This window comes from Streptomyces sp. NPDC050147 (genome assembly GCF_040660195.1).
Classification (GTDB): Bacteria; Actinomycetota; Actinomycetes; order Streptomycetales; family Streptomycetaceae; genus Streptomyces.
This window is the reverse complement of sequence record NZ_JBFALJ010000005.1, coordinates 38,433-54,017: the sequence shown is the minus strand read 5'-3', so window position 1 is coordinate 54,017 and position 15,585 is coordinate 38,433. Positions and strand designations below refer to the sequence as shown.

15 protein-coding genes are annotated in these 15,585 nt (G+C 71.5%); 5 read left to right on the top strand and 10 right to left on the bottom strand.

Annotated elements, in window-relative coordinates:
• The first annotated feature begins 24 nt into the window (after positions 1-24).
• Positions 25-1,047, top strand: a complete 1,023-nt coding sequence (locus AB0I94_RS10485) for a helix-turn-helix domain-containing protein (RefSeq protein WP_363309087.1) — start codon at positions 25-27, stop codon at positions 1,045-1,047.
• 378 nt (positions 1,048-1,425) lie between these two features.
• On the opposite strand, the gene AB0I94_RS10480 is transcribed toward AB0I94_RS10485, so the two are convergent.
• The 3 genes from AB0I94_RS10480 to AB0I94_RS10470 are packed head-to-tail and all read right to left on the bottom strand — an operon-like array spanning position 1,426 to position 4,618.
• A complete protein-coding gene (locus tag AB0I94_RS10480; RefSeq protein ID WP_363309086.1) occupies positions 1,426-2,496 on the bottom strand; it encodes a Zn-dependent alcohol dehydrogenase in 1,071 nt (356 codons plus the stop codon).
• Positions 2,493-3,698 (bottom strand): acyl-CoA dehydrogenase family protein, encoded by a 1,206-nt coding sequence (locus AB0I94_RS10475; RefSeq protein WP_363309085.1) that lies wholly within the window; start codon positions 3,696-3,698, stop codon positions 2,493-2,495. Before AB0I94_RS10475 ends, AB0I94_RS10480 begins: the two co-directional genes overlap by 4 nt.
• An 8-nt stretch (positions 3,699-3,706) precedes the next feature.
• Positions 3,707-4,618: an SDR family NAD(P)-dependent oxidoreductase gene (locus AB0I94_RS10470; protein ID WP_363309084.1), complete on the bottom strand. Its 912-nt coding sequence runs from the start codon at positions 4,616-4,618 to the stop codon at positions 3,707-3,709.
• Positions 4,619-4,702: 84 nt separating this feature from the next.
• On the opposite strand from AB0I94_RS10470, the gene AB0I94_RS10465 reads away from it, so the two are divergent.
• Positions 4,703-5,671, top strand: a complete 969-nt coding sequence (locus tag AB0I94_RS10465; RefSeq protein WP_363309083.1) for a cyclase family protein — start codon at positions 4,703-4,705, stop codon at positions 5,669-5,671.
• Between the two features lie 361 nt (positions 5,672-6,032).
• Here AB0I94_RS10465 and AB0I94_RS10460 read toward each other — a convergent pair whose 3' ends face one another.
• The 3 genes from AB0I94_RS10460 to AB0I94_RS10450 all read right to left on the bottom strand — a co-directional run bounded on the left by AB0I94_RS10460 (position 6,033) and on the right by AB0I94_RS10450 (position 9,002).
• Complete coding sequence (locus AB0I94_RS10460; protein ID WP_363309081.1) at positions 6,033-6,524, bottom strand: ATP-binding protein; 492 nt, start codon at positions 6,522-6,524, stop codon at positions 6,033-6,035.
• 428 nt (positions 6,525-6,952) lie between these two features.
• Positions 6,953-7,828: an acyl-CoA dehydrogenase family protein gene (locus AB0I94_RS10455; RefSeq protein ID WP_363309080.1), complete on the bottom strand. Its 876-nt coding sequence runs from the start codon at positions 7,826-7,828 to the stop codon at positions 6,953-6,955.
• Between the two features lie 7 nt (positions 7,829-7,835).
• The gene (locus AB0I94_RS10450) at positions 7,836-9,002 is read right to left on the bottom strand and encodes an acyl-CoA dehydrogenase (RefSeq protein WP_363309079.1); all 1,167 of its coding nucleotides are present in this window, start codon (positions 9,000-9,002) and stop codon (positions 7,836-7,838) included.
• Positions 9,003-9,149: 147 nt separating this feature from the next.
• Between AB0I94_RS10450 and AB0I94_RS10445 the strand changes: the two genes are divergently transcribed.
• Positions 9,150-10,766, top strand: a complete 1,617-nt coding sequence (locus AB0I94_RS10445) for an AMP-binding protein (RefSeq protein ID WP_363309078.1) — start codon at positions 9,150-9,152, stop codon at positions 10,764-10,766.
• Between the two features lie 12 nt (positions 10,767-10,778).
• Here AB0I94_RS10445 and AB0I94_RS10440 read toward each other — a convergent pair whose 3' ends face one another.
• Positions 10,779-11,291, bottom strand: coding sequence for an EF-hand domain-containing protein (locus AB0I94_RS10440; protein ID WP_363309077.1), 513 nt, complete (start codon positions 11,289-11,291; stop codon positions 10,779-10,781).
• Positions 11,292-11,482: 191 nt separating this feature from the next.
• Positions 11,483-11,857 carry an STAS domain-containing protein gene (locus AB0I94_RS10435; protein ID WP_363309076.1) on the bottom strand — a complete coding sequence of 125 codons (375 nt, stop codon included), beginning with the start codon at positions 11,855-11,857 and terminating at the stop codon, positions 11,483-11,485.
• A gap of 245 nt (positions 11,858-12,102) precedes the next feature.
• Between AB0I94_RS10435 and AB0I94_RS10430 the strand changes: the two genes are divergently transcribed.
• Together AB0I94_RS10430 and AB0I94_RS10425 are read left to right on the top strand one after the other, a co-directional pair.
• The gene (locus tag AB0I94_RS10430; protein ID WP_363309075.1) at positions 12,103-12,702 is read left to right on the top strand and encodes a sigma-70 family RNA polymerase sigma factor; all 600 of its coding nucleotides are present in this window, start codon (positions 12,103-12,105) and stop codon (positions 12,700-12,702) included.
• Positions 12,699-14,060, top strand: a complete 1,362-nt coding sequence (locus AB0I94_RS10425; protein WP_363309074.1) for an MDMPI N domain containing protein — start codon at positions 12,699-12,701, stop codon at positions 14,058-14,060. Before AB0I94_RS10430 ends, AB0I94_RS10425 begins: the two co-directional genes overlap by 4 nt.
• Positions 14,061-14,080: 20 nt before the next feature.
• Here AB0I94_RS10425 and purU read toward each other — a convergent pair whose 3' ends face one another.
• Both purU and AB0I94_RS10415 read right to left on the bottom strand, forming a co-directional pair.
• Complete coding sequence (gene purU, locus AB0I94_RS10420; RefSeq protein WP_363309072.1) at positions 14,081-14,953, bottom strand: formyltetrahydrofolate deformylase; 873 nt, start codon at positions 14,951-14,953, stop codon at positions 14,081-14,083.
• Positions 14,954-15,019: 66 nt separating this feature from the next.
• Positions 15,020-15,523: a hypothetical protein gene (locus tag AB0I94_RS10415; protein WP_363309071.1), complete on the bottom strand. Its 504-nt coding sequence runs from the start codon at positions 15,521-15,523 to the stop codon at positions 15,020-15,022.
• Between the last annotated feature and the right edge of the window lie 62 nt (positions 15,524-15,585).

The window sequence follows — 15,585 nt, the reverse complement described above, 5'->3', positions numbered from 1 at the left end:
GACAGCATTGACTAGGATCGGGCCATGGCCCCGACGACCGCCGACCCGAAACGGACCACTCCCCGCCACCGCGTGGTGGTGCTGGCCCTGGACGGTGTCATCCCCTTCGAGTTCGGCATCCCGCAGCGGATCTTCGGCCGCGCGAGAAGCGATGACGGCGCGTTTCTGTACGAGGTGGTGACCGCGTCCATCCGGCCGCCGGGCCCGGTGCGCACGGATGCCGATGTCTCGATCCTCGTGGAGAACGGACCAGAGGTTCTGGCCACGGCCGACACGGTCGTGGTCCCGGCATCGTACGAACTGGGCCCGGTCCACGAGGAGGGCCGCCTGACCGATGAACTGTCCTCGGCCCTCGCCCACATCAGACCGGGCACGCGCCTGATCTCCATCTGCACGGGCGGGTACGTCCTCGCCGCCGCGGGCTATCTCGACGGCCGCACCGCCACGACGCACTGGTCGTCGGCGGAGCACTTCCAGCGTCTCTTCCCCCGGATCACGGTGGACCCCGACGTCCTCTTCATCGACGACGGGGACGTCCTCACCTCGGCGGGTGTGGCGGCGGGGCTCGACCTCTGCCTTCATGTCGTGCGCAGGGACCACGGGTCGACGGTCGCCAACGACGTCGCCCGCCGTACGGTGGTGCCGCCGCACCGGGACGGGGGCCAGGCCCAGTACATCCAACGCCCCGTTCCCGAGCCCCAGTTCGCGACGACGACCGCCGCGCGGGCGTGGGCCCTGGCCCGCCTGCACGAGCCGATCCAGCTGCGCGACATGGCGGACCAGGAATCCATGTCCGTACGCACCTTCACGCGCCGCTTCCGTGAGGAGGTGGGCATCAGCCCCGGCCAGTGGCTCGCGCAGCAGCGGGTCGAGCGGGCCCGCCACCTCCTGGAGTCCAGCGATCTCTCCGTGGACCGGGTCGCGCGGGACGCGGGGTTCGGTACGGCGCAGTCGATGCGGGCGCACTTGCAGGCGGCCCTGGGTGTGACCCCCACGGCGTACCGCCGCACGTTCCGCGAAGGCGTGCCCGCCGGGCCTGGGCGGTGACCCCCCGGGGGCCGCGGGTGACCCCGGGGGCCCGCGCCCCCTCCCGCGACAGAGCGCCCTGCAGCCCTTCTACCGAACAGACTTTCCCACCCACCCACCCGATTACCCCGCAGCACCATCCGACCAGCCGACGATCACCCGCAGTCGGCAGCGCACGCGAGGGGACGTGCCGGTATGTCTGCCCGGAGCACGGTTCGCGGCGCTCCAGAACCGAAGCAGCCCCGCGGCCACCGGACGATAGCGAGGACGGACATACCGGCGCGGCCCCGCACCCACAAACGACCCGGCCCCGCACCGCGCGCACCCACGGACGGCACCGCACCGCACAGCCCCCTCCCCACCTCCCCCCTCCCCCCAGTGACCCCTCAGAACATCAGCTCAGAACATCAGCACCCCCCGCGCCACCCGCCCCGCCTCCGCATCCCCCACCGCCTTCGCGAAGTCCTCCACCGGGTACGTCTCCGTCACCAACTCGTCAAGGAGCAGGCGCCCCTCCCGGTACAGCTCCGCGTACAGGGCGAAGTCCCGTTGCGGGCGGGCCGAGCCGTAGCGGCAGCCCAGGATCGACTTGTCCAGGAACAGCGACGAGACCAGGAACGACGCTTCGGCCGCGGCCGGTGGCACCCCCAGCAGGATCGCCTGCCCGTGCCGGTCGAGCAGGTCGATCGCCTGCCGGATCAGCTCGACGCGGCCCACGCACTCGAAGACGTGGTCCGCCCCCGTCGGCAGCAGTTCCTTCACGCCCTCCGCCTCCGCCGACGAGAAGAAGTGCGTCGCGCCGAACCTCCGTGCCACCGAATCCTTCTCGGGGTTCGCGTCGACCGCCACGATCCGCGTCGCCCCCGCGATCCTCGCCCCCTGGAGCACGTTCAGGCCGATGCCGCCGGTCCCGATCACCACCACGCTGTCCCCGTGGCCGACCTTCGCGCGGTTGAGCGCGGCGCCGACCCCGGTCACGACCCCGCAGCCGATCAACGCGGCCGACGTCAGCGGAATGTCCTGCGGGATCTTCACGGCCTGCACGCCCTTCACCACCGTGCGTTCCGCGAACGCGGAGTTCGCCGCGAACTGGTGGATGGGCCTGCCGCCCCGCGAGAACGGCTGGTCCGGCATCCCGATCGCGCGCCGGCACATGGTCGGCCGCCCCCGGTTGCACTCCCCGCACGCCCCGCAGCTCGCGATGGTCGACAGCGCCACGTGGTCACCGGCCGTCACATGGGTCACCCCCGCGCCGACCGCCTCCACCACCCCCGCCCCTTCGTGGCCGAGCACCACCGGTGAAGGGAAGGGGATGGTCCCGTCGATCACGGAGAGATCGCTGTGGCACAGGCCCGCGGCCTTGACGGCGACCAGTACCTCTCCCGGCCCCGGGTCCCGTATCTCCAGGTCGTCGACGACCTCGACCCTGCTCCCCTCGGCCCTGCTCCTGTCGAAAACGACACCCCTCATCGCGCCTCCCTCGGCAGGCCGAGCACGCGCTCGGCGATGATGTTCCGCTGAATCTCGTCCGAGCCGCCATAGATGGTGTCCGCCCGCGTGAAGAGGAAGAGCCTCTGCAGAGCGTCGAGTTCGTAGGGGGCGCTCTCGCTCCAGTCCCCGGGGCCGACCGCCCCCGCAGCCCCCCGCACGGCCATGGCGAGCTCCCCCAGCCGCTGATGCCACCCGCCCCACAGCAGCTTGGCCACGCTCGGCGCGCCCGCGTCCTCGGTGCCGCTGCGGCCCGCAGTCCCCAACGTACGCAGCGCGTTCCACCGCATGACCCGCAACTGCGCCCACTGCCGTACGAGCCGGTCCCGCAGCACGGGGTCGTCGACGGCCCCGCTCGCGACGGCCTCCCGGACGACGTCTTCCAGCTCCTGGGCGAAACCGATCTGCTGCACCAGCGTCGAGACTCCCCGTTCGAAGCCGAGCAGCCCCATGGCGACGCGCCATCCGTCGCCCGCCCCTCCGACCACGTGCGAGGCGCGCGCGATCGCCCCGTCGAAGAAGACCTCGTTGAACTCGCTCGTCCCCGTCAACTGCCGTATGGGCCGCACCTCGACGCGTCCCGGCTGGTCCATCGGCACCAGCAGGAACGAGATGCCCCGGTGCCCGGCGGAGCCCGCGTCGGTCCGGGCCAGCACGAAGCACCAGTCCGCCTCATGGGCGAGCGAGGTCCAGACCTTCTGTCCGGTGACGCGGTACACCTCGCCGTCCCGCAGCGCCGCCGTCCGCAGTCCCGCCAGGTCCGACCCGGCCCCCGGCTCGCTGTACCCCTGGCACCACAGCGTCTCGCCGCGCGCGATGGGCGGCAGGAACTCGTCCCGCTGCTCCTGCGTGCCGTGGGCGAGGAGAGTCGGGGCCAGCAGGTTCTCGCCGATGTGGCCACAGCGCCCTGGCGCCCGCGCCCGCGCGTACTCCTCCGCCCAGACGACCTGCTGGGTCAGTGTGGCCCTCCGGTTCCCGTACGCGTCCGAGTCCCACCCGAGGCCGATCCACCCGCCTCGGCCCAACTCCCGTTCCCAGACGCGCCGTTCCGCCGCCCCTTCGTGCTCGCTGCCGGGCCCGCCCCGCCCCGCCGCCCCGGCGAACTCCCCCGTCAGGTGCTCGCCGAGCCACGCCCGTGCCTGAGCGCGGAACTCCTCGTCCTGCCGCGTGAATGCGAACTCCACCGCCCGGCCTACGCGTTCGGCCGGTCTTTGGCGGCCGCGGCCTTCGCCATCGCCTCCAGCTGCGCCAGCATCGGCATCGGGTCGACCCCCACCGTCCCCGGCAGGAAGTCGGCTATCTTCTCCGGCGTCCAGCCGCCCTCGACGTACCCGGCGCGCAGCTCCCGGGGCTGGGCCCATACGGCGATCTTCGGTCCGGCGACCGTGTAGACCTGCCCGGTGATCTTCTCCTGCCGGGCCCGCTCGCTCAGCAGATACGTGACCAGCGCGGCCACGTCCTCCGGCTCGCCGATCTCCTTCAGCTCCATGGGCACGTTGGCGGACATCCGGGTCCTCGCGACCGGCGCGACGGCGTTGGCCGTCACTCCGTACTTGTGCAGACCGAGGGCCGCGCTGCGCACCAGCGAGATGATCCCGCCCTTGGCGGCGCTGTAGTTGGCCTGCGCGACGGAACCCTGGTGGTTGCCGCTGGTGAAGCCGATCAGCGTGCCCGTGCCCTGCTTGCGCATGACCGCCGATGCGGCCCTGAAGACGGTGAACGTGCCCTTCAGGTGCGTGGCGACCACAGGGTCCCACTCCTGCTCGGACATGTTGAACAGCATCCGCTCGCGCAGGATTCCGGCCACGCACACCACGCCGTCGACGCGTCCGTACGCGGCGAGGGCGGTGTCGACGATGCGCTGCCCGCCCGCCATGGTGGAGATGTCGTCGGCGACGGCCACGGCCTCGCCGCCCGCCGCCTGGATCTCCTTGACCACGCCGTCGGCTATCTCGCTGGCCGGTTCCGCGCCCTCCATGGAGACGCCGTAGTCGTTCACGACGACCTTCGCCCCCTCGGCCGCGGCGGCCAGCGCGACCGCCCTGCCGATGCCGCGCCCGGCACCGGTCACGGCCACCACCTTGCCTGCCAAGAAGTTCCCCACGTCCGGCCCCTTCCCGCGGTTTCTGACGGACCGTTAGATTCTATGGCCCGTCAGACACCGGAAGACAAGCCCCGGGGAGGACCCATGTCAGACTCGGCATCCACAGACTCCACAGCTTCCACAGGACCAGCCCTGCCGCCCGAGTTCTTCGACATCGCCAAACGCGTGAACAACTGGGGTCGTTGGGGTTCCGACGACGAGGTCGGCACGCTCAACCTCATCACCGACGAGGTGGTCCGCGAGGCCGCCGCCACCATTCGCACCGGACGGCGCGTCCCGCTCGCCCTGCCTCTCAAGGAAGACGGCGTCCAGACGGGCCTGATACCCGGCCGGATCAACCCCCTCCACACGATGGTGCAGATCAACCAGGAGCTCTTCGGCCCCGGTACGGTCGCCACCAGCGACGACGCCGTCACGATGGGCTTGCAGACGGCCACCCACTGGGACGCGCTCACACACGCCTCGCACTCGGGAAAGATCTACAACGGCCGCCCGGCGGACACCATCACCGCCCACACCGGCGCGCGGTTCAGCGGCATCGACAAGGTGGCGCACCTCGTCTCGCGCGGTGTGCTGCTGGATGTCGCCCGCGCCAAGGGCGTCGACCGGCTGCCCGGCGATCACGCGGTCACCCCCGAAGACCTGGCCGAGGCCGAGGAGTTCGCGGGGCTCCGCGTCCGCGCCGGCGACATCGTCCTCGTACGCACCGGCCAGATCCAGACCTATCTGGCGGGCGACAAGCACGCGTACGGATATCCGTCCCCCGGCCTCTCGGTCCGCACCCCCGAGTGGTTCCACGCGCGCGATGTCGCGGCGGTCGCCAACGACACCCTCACCTTCGAGATCTTCCCGCCCGAGATCGAGAACCTCTGGCTGCCCGTGCACGCGCTCGACCTGGTGGAGATGGGGATGCTGCAGGGTCAGAACTGGAATCTGGAAAAGTTGTCCACAGCCTGTGCAGAAGTTTCCCGCTACAGCTTCCTTCTCTCCGCGACGCCCGAGCCGTTCGTCGGCGGCACGGGGACTCCTGTCGCGCCGGTGGCGGTGTTGTGAATCCTCGGATGGCGGCGCCTCGGCTCTCGCCCCGAGCGCGTTGCCGCGCGCGCCGCCATCCGGCTCCGGCGCTCTGGTCCTGCCCAGTTCGGCCACGAAGGGACCCACGCCGACGGCGACTCACGTCTCGCCGAGGACCGGGTCACAGACCACCGTCCCTCGACGTCCCCTCGCGGCGAATCGCTGCACATAAGCGTGATCAATCGGACACGGTACGTCAACACCCGTCCACTGATTGATGAATTATGCCGCTTTTGTACCGGCCGCGCACGGCCGCGCACCGTGGCACGCGACGGCGCATGCAGGCGCCCGGGGCCGCCTCGCGGGGCTCAGACCGCCTCGTACGCGGCTTCTCCGGGGCTCAGACCGCCTCGTACGCGACGTCTTCGTAGGTCGTCCCGTCGAACGCGACCGCCGCGACCCCGGGCTCGCACCTGTCCACCTCGCACCAGATGCTCTTTCCCGCACCTTCGGCCTGCCAGCCCCAGCGGTCGGCGAGGCCGTCGACGAGTTCCAGGCCCCGGCCGTTGGTCGCGTCGTCACCGGCGTGCCGCTGTTTCGGCGGACGCGCGCTGGCATCGGCGACCTCGACCCTGACCGTGCCCGGACCCGCCTCCGCGGCCTCCTCGGGCGCATCCGGGACGTCCGGGAGCCGCATGCGCAGCACGGCCGGACAGCCCGTGTGCACCACCGCGTTGGTCACCAGCTCCGAGATCAGCAGGATCAGCGTCTCGGCCAGTGGCTCGTCGACCCCTATCCCGGAACCGGCGAGCCGCGACCGGGCCCACCTTCGAGCCCGTCCCACCTCTGTGGGGTCGGGCCTGACCTCCAGCTGAACTTGAAGCACCTGCACCGCTCACACCATCCGAACCGGCGGACACATCGCCTCGCGACTCCACGGGGTCACGGAACGTGATCCCCTTGAGAGACAGCATGGTTGACGTTCAGTCACCCCAACAAGCGCTTCAGGCATATTCCAGCGTGAAGGAGTACGCGTGCTGCATACTGTGCGACGCGCGCCGCGGGGTGTCGAACAGGCGGGCATGAAGCCCCTTCCTGCACTGCGAGCGGCAAGCATTGCCGGGTCCGGCGCCGCCTCAGTGGCAACACCGGCATGGCTCGACCTCAGAACCACTCGCATCTGACACAAGGTACCGGAGCCGACGCCCGACTCCATGCCGTGACGAGTCACGCATAGGACACAACCCGATATCGACGCTCAGTAGCCTCCCCCCACTTCGCGGACTTGACAAGTCGATCACTCTGCGCGCCCACCGGGGCTCACAGCGCCGCCGCCAGCTCCTCCTCCGCCCGGGCCGCCGATCGCCCGAGCCCTGCCCGCACCCAGGCCCGCTTGAGATGCAGGTGCACGTCGGCCTCCCAGGTGAAGCCCATCCCGCCGTGCACCTGGAGGCAGTCGCGCGCGCCCCGCACCGCCGCCTCGTCGGCGAGCAGCTTGGCCGCCGCGATCTCCGCCGCGTCACCGGTGACGGACGCTGCGTACACGGCGGCGCGGGCGACCTCGGCGCGCACGAGCATCTGTGCGCAGAGGTGCTTGACGGCTTGGAAGGATCCGATGGAACGGCCGAATTGGGTACGTTCCCGGGCATGGCGGACCGCCATCTCGCAGGTCTTGCCCGCGCTGCCGAGCTGTTCCGCGGCGAGCAGCAGGTCCGCCTCCGAGGCCGTTCCGCTTCCACGCCCGCCGTCATCACGCACCCGGTGCAGCGGTGTCAGCGGGTCGACCGATCGCAGCGGCAGGGCCCCGGAGGCGTCCCCGTGGACGACGTCCGCCTCGTCCAGCCACGGGACGAGCCCGCCTGACACGGCCGTCACCACGGTCGCGCCCTGGGCCGCTCCCGTGACGTCGGGCGCCGCGAGGAACGTGGCCACCAGCGGCCCGGGGAGCAGTGCTCGCCCCGCCTCCTCGAAGGCCAACACGGCTTCCGGAAGACCGAGTCCGACCCCGCCCGCCTCCTCGGGCACCCGCAGCGAGAAGAACCCGGCGTCCCCGAGCTCCCGCCACAGAGCGCGGTCGAGCGAGGGGGTTCCACGGTCCGCTGCCGCCCGCAGCGCGGCCCCGCCGAACCGCCCCTCCAGGAGCTCGCGCACCCCGGCCCGCAACGCCCGCTGGTCCTGTGTGAGTTGAAAGTCCACGCGGACCTCACCGTCCCTTCGGGAGGCCGAGTATCCGCTCGGCCACGATGTTCTGCTGGATCTGCGAGGTCCCGGCGGCGATCGTGTACGAGAGGGAGGAGAGCCGGTCCAGGGTCCACTCGTGGCCCAGGTCGAGCGCGCCGGGCCCAAGGACCTCACCCGCGGCCTCGTACAGTTCCTGGCGCGCGTGCGAGTAGCGCAGCTTGAAGACGGACCCGCCGATGCCCGGCACCCCGGCCTGGGCCCGCTGCGACTCGCTGACGTTCCACTGCGTGAGCCGCCACAGCGCCCCGAACTCCGCGCTGAGCCTGCCGAGCCTGCGCCGTAGGACCGCGTCGTCCCAGCGGCCGCTCTTGCGGGCCTCGCGGGCCAGCTCGCCGAGGACCCGGCGGCAGGCGACGACCTCCCCCACGAAGGCCGTGCCCCGCTCGTACGACAGCGTCACCATCGTCACGCGCCAGCCGTCGTTCTCCGCGCCGACCCGGTTGGCGACCGGCACCCGCACCTCGTCGAGGAACACCTCGGCGAACTCGGTCGATCCCGCGAGCGTGCGCAGGGGACGGACCGTGATGCCGGGGGCGTCCATCGGCATCGCCAGCCAGGAGATGCCGCGGTGCTTGGGCACGTCCTCGCTGACCGGTGTCGTGCGCACGAGGAGCTCGCACCAGTCGGCGACCTCCGCGTGCGAGGTCCAGACCTTGGAGCCGCTCACCACGTAGTCGTCGCCGTCCCGCCACGCGCGCGTGCGCAGCGACGCGAGGTCGGAGCCCGCTTCGGGTTCGCTGAACCCCTGGCACCACACCTCGTCGCCGCGCAGTACGGGCGGCAGCCACCGGGCCCGCTGCTCGGGCGTCCCTTCGGAGGCGATGGTGGGGCCCGCGTGCAGGAGGCCCACGAAGTTCGCCCCCACGTAGGGTGCGCCCGCCTTCTCCGTCTCCTCCAGGAAGATCAGGTGCTGGGTCGGAGTCGCCCCACGGCCGCCCGCGTCGACGGGCCAGTGCAGGCCCGCGTACCCGGCGTCGTACAGCCTGCGCTGCCATCCCATGTCGTACGCGCGACGCCCCGGCCAGTCCAACGGGTCCGGGCGCGGCGGGAGTTGCGGCAGCGTCCGGGCCAGCCATTCACGCAGTCCCGCCCGGAAGGACTCCTCCTCCGCTGTGTATGTGAGATCCACTGGCCCTCCGGCATATCTGATGGCGCGTCAGATGGAACGTCAGAAGGCAGGCTAACCGCGCACCCCTGGACCGACAAGGCGGTGAGGCTTACGCTCTCGGCACGATCTGACTCCCCGTCAGTTCAGGGCCCGCCAGGAGGGGATCGCATGAGGACCTCGGAGAACGAGACCGCGTACGCGCTGGGGGCGTCCCGCACCCTCTGGGAGCTCGTCGAGCGCCGCGCCCGGCTCACCCCCGACGCCCCCGTCCTCGTCCAGGCCGCGGCCGACGCCGCCGACGACCGGACGCTGACCTTCGGCGAACTGCGCGACCGGGCCGAACGGGTGGCCGCGGGGCTCCACGGCATGGGCGTGCGCCCCGGAACCGTCGTGGCCTGGCAGCTGCCCACGCGCATCGAGACCGCCCTGCTCTCCTTCGCGCTCGCCCGCATCGGCGCGGTCCAGTCACCGGTCATCCCCTTCTACCGAGACCGCGAAGTCGGCTTCGCGCTCAGGGCGTCCGGGGCGGAGTTCTTCGCCGTGCCGGGGGTGTGGCGCGGCTTCGACCACACGGAGATGGCGCGCCGGCTCGGCGCACGGGGCGTCTTCGAGGCGTACGCGTACGAGGACCTGCCCGACGGCGACCCGGCCACCCTTCCCCCGCCGCCCGCGGACGGCACGTCCGTACGCTGGATCTACTGGACGTCGGGCACGACGTCCGACCCCAAGGGCGTCCTGCACACGGATCGTTCACTGATCGCGGGCGGCTCGTGCCTGGCGCACGCGCTGCACCTGTCGGCGGACGACGTCGGCTCGATGGCGTTCCCCTTCGCGCACATAGCGGGCCCCGACTACACGGTGATGCTCCTGCTGTACGGCTTCCCGGCGGTCATGTTCGAGCAGTTCGCGCTGCCGGACGCGCTCGACGGCTACCGGCGGCACGGCGTGACGGTGGCGGGCGGTTCGACCGCGTTCTACTCGATGTTCCTCGCCGAGCAGCGGAGGCTGGCGCCGGGCGAGAAGCTCATCCCCACCCTGCGCCTCCTCGCGGGCGGCGGTGCGCCGAAGCCGCCGGAGATCTATCACGCGGTCGTACGGGAGATGGGCTGCCAACTGACCCACGGCTACGGCATGACCGAGGTGCCGATGATCACCATGGGTACGCCGGACGACACCGCGGAGAACCTCGCGACGACGGAGGGCAGGCCCCCCGAGGGCATGGAGATCCGGATCACGGACGCCGAGGGCAAGGAGGTGCCCGCCGGGGTCGACGGGGAGGTGCGGCTGCGCGGGGAGGCGGTCTGCCAGGGGTACGTGACTCGTCCTGCCGGGGGTACACCCCCAGGCCCCCACGCCCAGAGCGCGGGGGCCTTCGACGCGGACGGTTTCCTGATCACGGGCGACCTGGGCCACCTGCGCCCCACCGGTCACCTGGTGCTCACCGGCCGGGCCAAGGACATCATCATCCGCAAGGGCGAGAACATCTCCGCGAAGGAGATCGAGGATCTGCTCCACCGGCATCCGGCCGTGGGGGACGCGGCGGTGATCGGCCTCCCGGACCCCGAACGGGGCGAGCGGGTCTGCGCGGTGATCGAACTGCGGCCGGGGGCTCACGACACCGCCGACGAGCTGACGCTTCAGTCCCTGACCGCGTATCTGCGCGGGGAAGGACTCTCCACGTACAAGCTGCCGGAGCAACTGGAGGTGGTGGAGGCCCTTCCTCGCAACGAGGCGCTGCGCAAGGTGCTCAAGTACAAGCTGCGGGAGAGGTTCACGCGCGGCTGACCTGAGAACGACTCACTCAGGAACGGTGAAGTAGGCCGAGAACGCCGCGACGATCTCCTCCTCCGTCACCCGCCCGTCCCCGTCGGTGTCGAGCGAGCCGCTCGCGGCGCTCGCGACGTCCGCCGGGACGCCGAGGGCCCTCAGGACGCGCTCGACCTCCTGCGGGCTGAGCGATCCGTCACCGTCGCCGTCCGCGACCGAGATCACGGCGTCCAGGAACGGCCGCGCGATCTCGGCGAACCGGTCCGAGTTGTCCCGCAGGCGCTTGACGGCGCCGCCCACGAACTCCGGCTTGGTGATCCGCTGGTCACCGTCACGGTCGGCGATCCCGGCCATGCCCTGCCAGAAGGCTTCGGCCCCGATGTACAGGGCCTGCCCCTTCTCGGAGCGTGCCGTGGCGCCGAACTCGCTGAGCAGGGCGGCGGTCGCCGTGCTGAAGTCCTCACGGGAGATGTAGCCGTTGCCGTCCTGGTCAAAGCTGGCGAAACGGGCCGCGATCTTACGCTCGTACTCGGCACTGTCCATGGTGTTCGGGCCGCCTCACTTCTGCGGTTGGGTGCGTGTGCACAGGGGGTCCCCTGGGTCTGTCTGGCAGCGAGCGTACGTGTTCGGCGACCCCCCGGAGGCCGGAAGCCGACGCTTGTGCCAAGACCGGGACAAGAGAGGTTTACCAGGAGCCCGTCCTTGGTGATCTTTCGGGTCCGCCCGGGGCGGTGTCACGCGGAGAGGGGGATCGCCTCGTCGTCGACCGCTGCCGCCACGTCCGGGAAGACCTCGAAGAGGCGGCGTACGCCGAGGGCCGCCAGGACGCGGTTCACGTGGGAGCCGTCCTCGGCGCCCTGCGCGGGCAGTATCAGGCGCAGGCGGCCCTGGCAGGAGCGGAACAGGCGGCGCGTGGCTATGAGCACGCCGACGCCGCTGGAGTCGCAGAAGAGGACGTCCGAGAGGTCGAGGACGAGGCTGTGCCGGCCGTCGGCCACGGCGTCGTGCACGCGCTGGCGCACGACGGGCGAGGTCACGAGGTCCATCTCGCCGGACACCCGCAGCACGGCCCAGCCGTCCTGCTCGTCCACGGCCACCTGCAGCGTCACTCGCACGCCTCTCGCTCGCTGATACCGCTCGCCCGTAGCTCGCCGATGCGGAAGCCTTCCCTACGCTTCCTACGTCGCGGCTGCCCCAGCTCTTCCCCATGAAACACCAGAGACACCGCTCCCTATCACCCGAGGCCCGGCGCACGCGCACTTTGCCTCAAAGGGAGTGCGTTGTCGGTGGTGGCGACTACATTCGACGGAGGGAATCGGGACGAGCGAGGAACGGCAGGCGCAGAGGGGGCCGCATGGCGAAGGACGCGCCGCGTCGCTGGGACCGCCGCATGCAGCAGCGACTGGCGCACGGGGAGGCGGCCGCCCTCGGCGAGCTGTACGACCACTTCGCCTCGCTCGTGCACGGCCTCGCCCACCGCGTGCTCGGTGACGAGGACGCCGCCGACCGGATCACCCGCGAGGTCTTCGCCCACATCTGGGAGAACCCCGACGCGTACGACCCCAAGCAGGGCCCCCTGCGCTCCTGGGTCGCCACGCTCACCCACCAGCGGGCCGTCCGGCGGCTTCGCCAGACCGAGTCCGCCGCCCTGGCCCGCGGTGGTGCGGGCACCGCGGAGGACCTGGAGCGCAAGGTCCGCCGCGCCTCGGCCGCCGCCCGCGCGGACTACATCGTCACGGCCATGCCCGCCCCGTTGCGCGCCGCACTGGAGCTCGCCTACTTCCAGCGGCGCGACTACCGCCAGACCGCGGCCGACCTCGGCGTGACGGAGGACGAGGCGCGCCGCCGTCTCCGCCTGGGCCTGCAGCTTCTCTCCACCGCCAACGACGCGGCGGGACCCGCGGAACCGCACCCCTCACCGCGGACGCGTCCCGGTTACGGGAGAGCGCTGTGAAGGGGCCCGACCGGCAGGACCCGTTCGAGGAACCGGACGTCCCGGAGAGCGGCGACGGCGCGGGAGGCTCCGATGGCCCCGACGGCGCGGACGGTGCCGGTGGCGGGGACGCCCGGCGGCCGCCTCGCATACCGCTGCCCCGCGCGTCCATAGAGGACACGGGCGACCCCTTGCCCGGCCCTCCCCCAGAGCCGAAAGCCTGGGAGGCGCCCCCTCTCGCCCTCGACCACCGCGTCCTGAAGTCCCTGCTCGGCGCCTGGGCGCTCGCCGCGTGCTCCGTCGACGAAGCCATCGCCGTCGAGGAACACCTCGGGCACTGCGGCCCCTGCGCGGAAGAGGCCCTGCGGCTGCGCGACGCCGTGGGCCTGCTGCACCAGGAGGAGAGCCTCGACCTCGACCCGGGCCTGCGCAACCGCGTCATCGAGAACTGCCTCGGGCGGCGTCCGCCCCGTATCCCGGTGCCCGAGTGGGCCATTCCGTACGACGCCGAGACCGCGCGGCTCGACGCGCTCCTGCGGGACATCGGTGACTCGGAGTGGCACGCTCCGGTGCGCCTGCGATGGTTCGACGAGGACCGTCCGGCCAGCCGCAAGACGACGGTGGCCGGCGTGATCGCCCACCTCCTCGCCGTCGACGGCCTGGTCGCGCTGGCCCTCGGCCTCGACGACCCGCTGGGCAGGGAGACACCGCTGCGGTCCGACCCCGGCCACCGCACCGAGGCGTACTGGCGCGCCTCGTACTTCCCGCCCACGCGCGCGGTGCGCGGCCCCTGGCGCGAGCAGTCCCACGAGCTGATCCGCACGGTGTCCTTCACCGCGGGCGGCCCGCACGGCTCCGGCTCCGGCGGCCTCGCCGTCCCCTACAGCGCCCCTGACGACCAGGGCCGCCGCGTCGAACTGCCGCTGCGGGACTCGATGCTGGACCGCGCCTTCGAGTGCTGGATCCACGCGGGCGACATCGCGGAGGCGGTGGACTATCCGTACGAGCCGCCGTCCCCGCGCCATCTGCACCGCATGATCGACCTCGCCGCCCGGCTGCTCCCCGGCACGCTCGCCGAGCGCCGCCGCTCGGGGCTCGCCGCCCCGGCGCACGGCCTGGTGGCGGCGGGCGCCCCGGGCCGCAGCCTGCGCCTGGAGGTCGAGGGCTTGGGCGGCGGGGAGTGGTTCATTCCCCTCGACTCCCCCGGCGCCAGCGCCTCGGCGGACCGTGAGGTGGCCCATGTCGCCCTGGACGGCGTCGAGTTCTGCCGCCTGGCTGCGGGCCACGTCTCGCCGCAGGAGGCGGCAGCGGGGCAGGTCGGGGACGGCCAGGCGATCAGGGACGTGCTGTTCGCGGCGGCGTCACTGAGCCGGATGTGAGCTGACCCCGCGGGCCCGCCTCAGGTGAAGACGACCGTCCGGTGGCCGTTCAGCAGGATCCTGCGCTCGGCATGCCACTTCACGGCCCGCGCGAGCGCCTGGCACTCCACGTCCCGGCCGATGGCGACCAGCTGGTTCGGCGTGACGTCGTGGCTGACCCGCTCGACCTCCTGCTCGATGATCGGCCCCTCGTCGAGGTCCGCCGTCACATAGTGCGCGGTCGCGCCGATCAGCTTCACACCGCGCGCGTGCGCCTGGTGGTACGGCTTCGCGCCCTTGAAGCTCGGCAGGAAGGAGTGGTGGATGTTGATGATCCGGCCGCTGAGCTGCTTGCAGAGGTCGTCCGAGAGCACCTGCATGTAGCGGGCGAGGACGACGAGCTCCACCTTCTCGGCGCGCACCAGCTCCAGGATCTGCGCCTCGGCCTGCGCCTTGTTGTCCTTGGTCACCGGGATGTGGTGGAAGGGAAGGTCGTACGAGGCGACGAGTTCGGCGAAGTCCGTGTGGTTCGAGACGACCGCGGCGATCTCGACCGGGAGCGCGCCGATGCGCGAGCGGAACAGCAGGTCGTTCAGACAGTGCCCGAACTTCGACACGAGCAGGACGACGCGCATCTTGTCGTCGGCGCGGTGCACCTGCCAGTCCATGTGGAAGGAGTCACCGATCGCCGCGAAGCTCGCCCGCAGCTTCTCCACCGTCACCGGCGGCTCCGCCGAGAAGTGGACGCGCATGAAGAAGAGCCCGGTGTCGTGGTCACCGAACTGCTGGCTGTCCTCGATGTTGCAGCCGGTCATGAAGAGATAACTCGACACGGCGTGCACGATGCCCTGCTTGTCCGGGCAGGAGAGGGTGAGGACGTACTGCTCAGCGGGGGCGGGGACCTTCTCGTTCATGCGCCCAAGGTTCCCACAACCGGGGCGCTCCACGGGACCACGGTCCACGCCCCGGACGGCGAGTGTCTAGCTCGCCGACCGCGTCATGATCCGCAGCACCTCAAGGGTCCGAGGGGCCTCGTCGGGGTTGTCCCCGTCACTCGCGGCGAGCCGCACATGCGCCTCCCGCGCGGCACGGACCGCCTCCGGCCACCCCGGGTGATTCAGATAGGCGGAGACCAACGCGTCGGGTCCCACCTCGTGCATGATCCGCAGGACCCTGAGCACCGCCGCGTCGACCAGGGCGGCCTCCTCCGCGTCACGGAAGATCGTCCCGACGTACTTCTCGGCGGACCAGTTGTCGAGCCACGTGTCCTCGACCAGGCGGTACACGGCGTCGGTCACGTCCCCGTACTCCTCGCGCCCCGCGAGCCAGCACTCACGCTGGAACCCCGGGTCGGAGAGCATGTGAAGGGCCGAGCGCACATTGCTGCGCCACCGCCACCACGGCATGTCGTTGGTTGGCATGCCGCCCATGGTGCTTGAGCGACGGCCACGACGGGAAGAGTTCTCCGAACCTTGCACGGTCATCGATCGTACGTTCCCCTTCGGTGCGGCCGAACCGGCCCCTGCCATTCACCTTCTTGTCACCA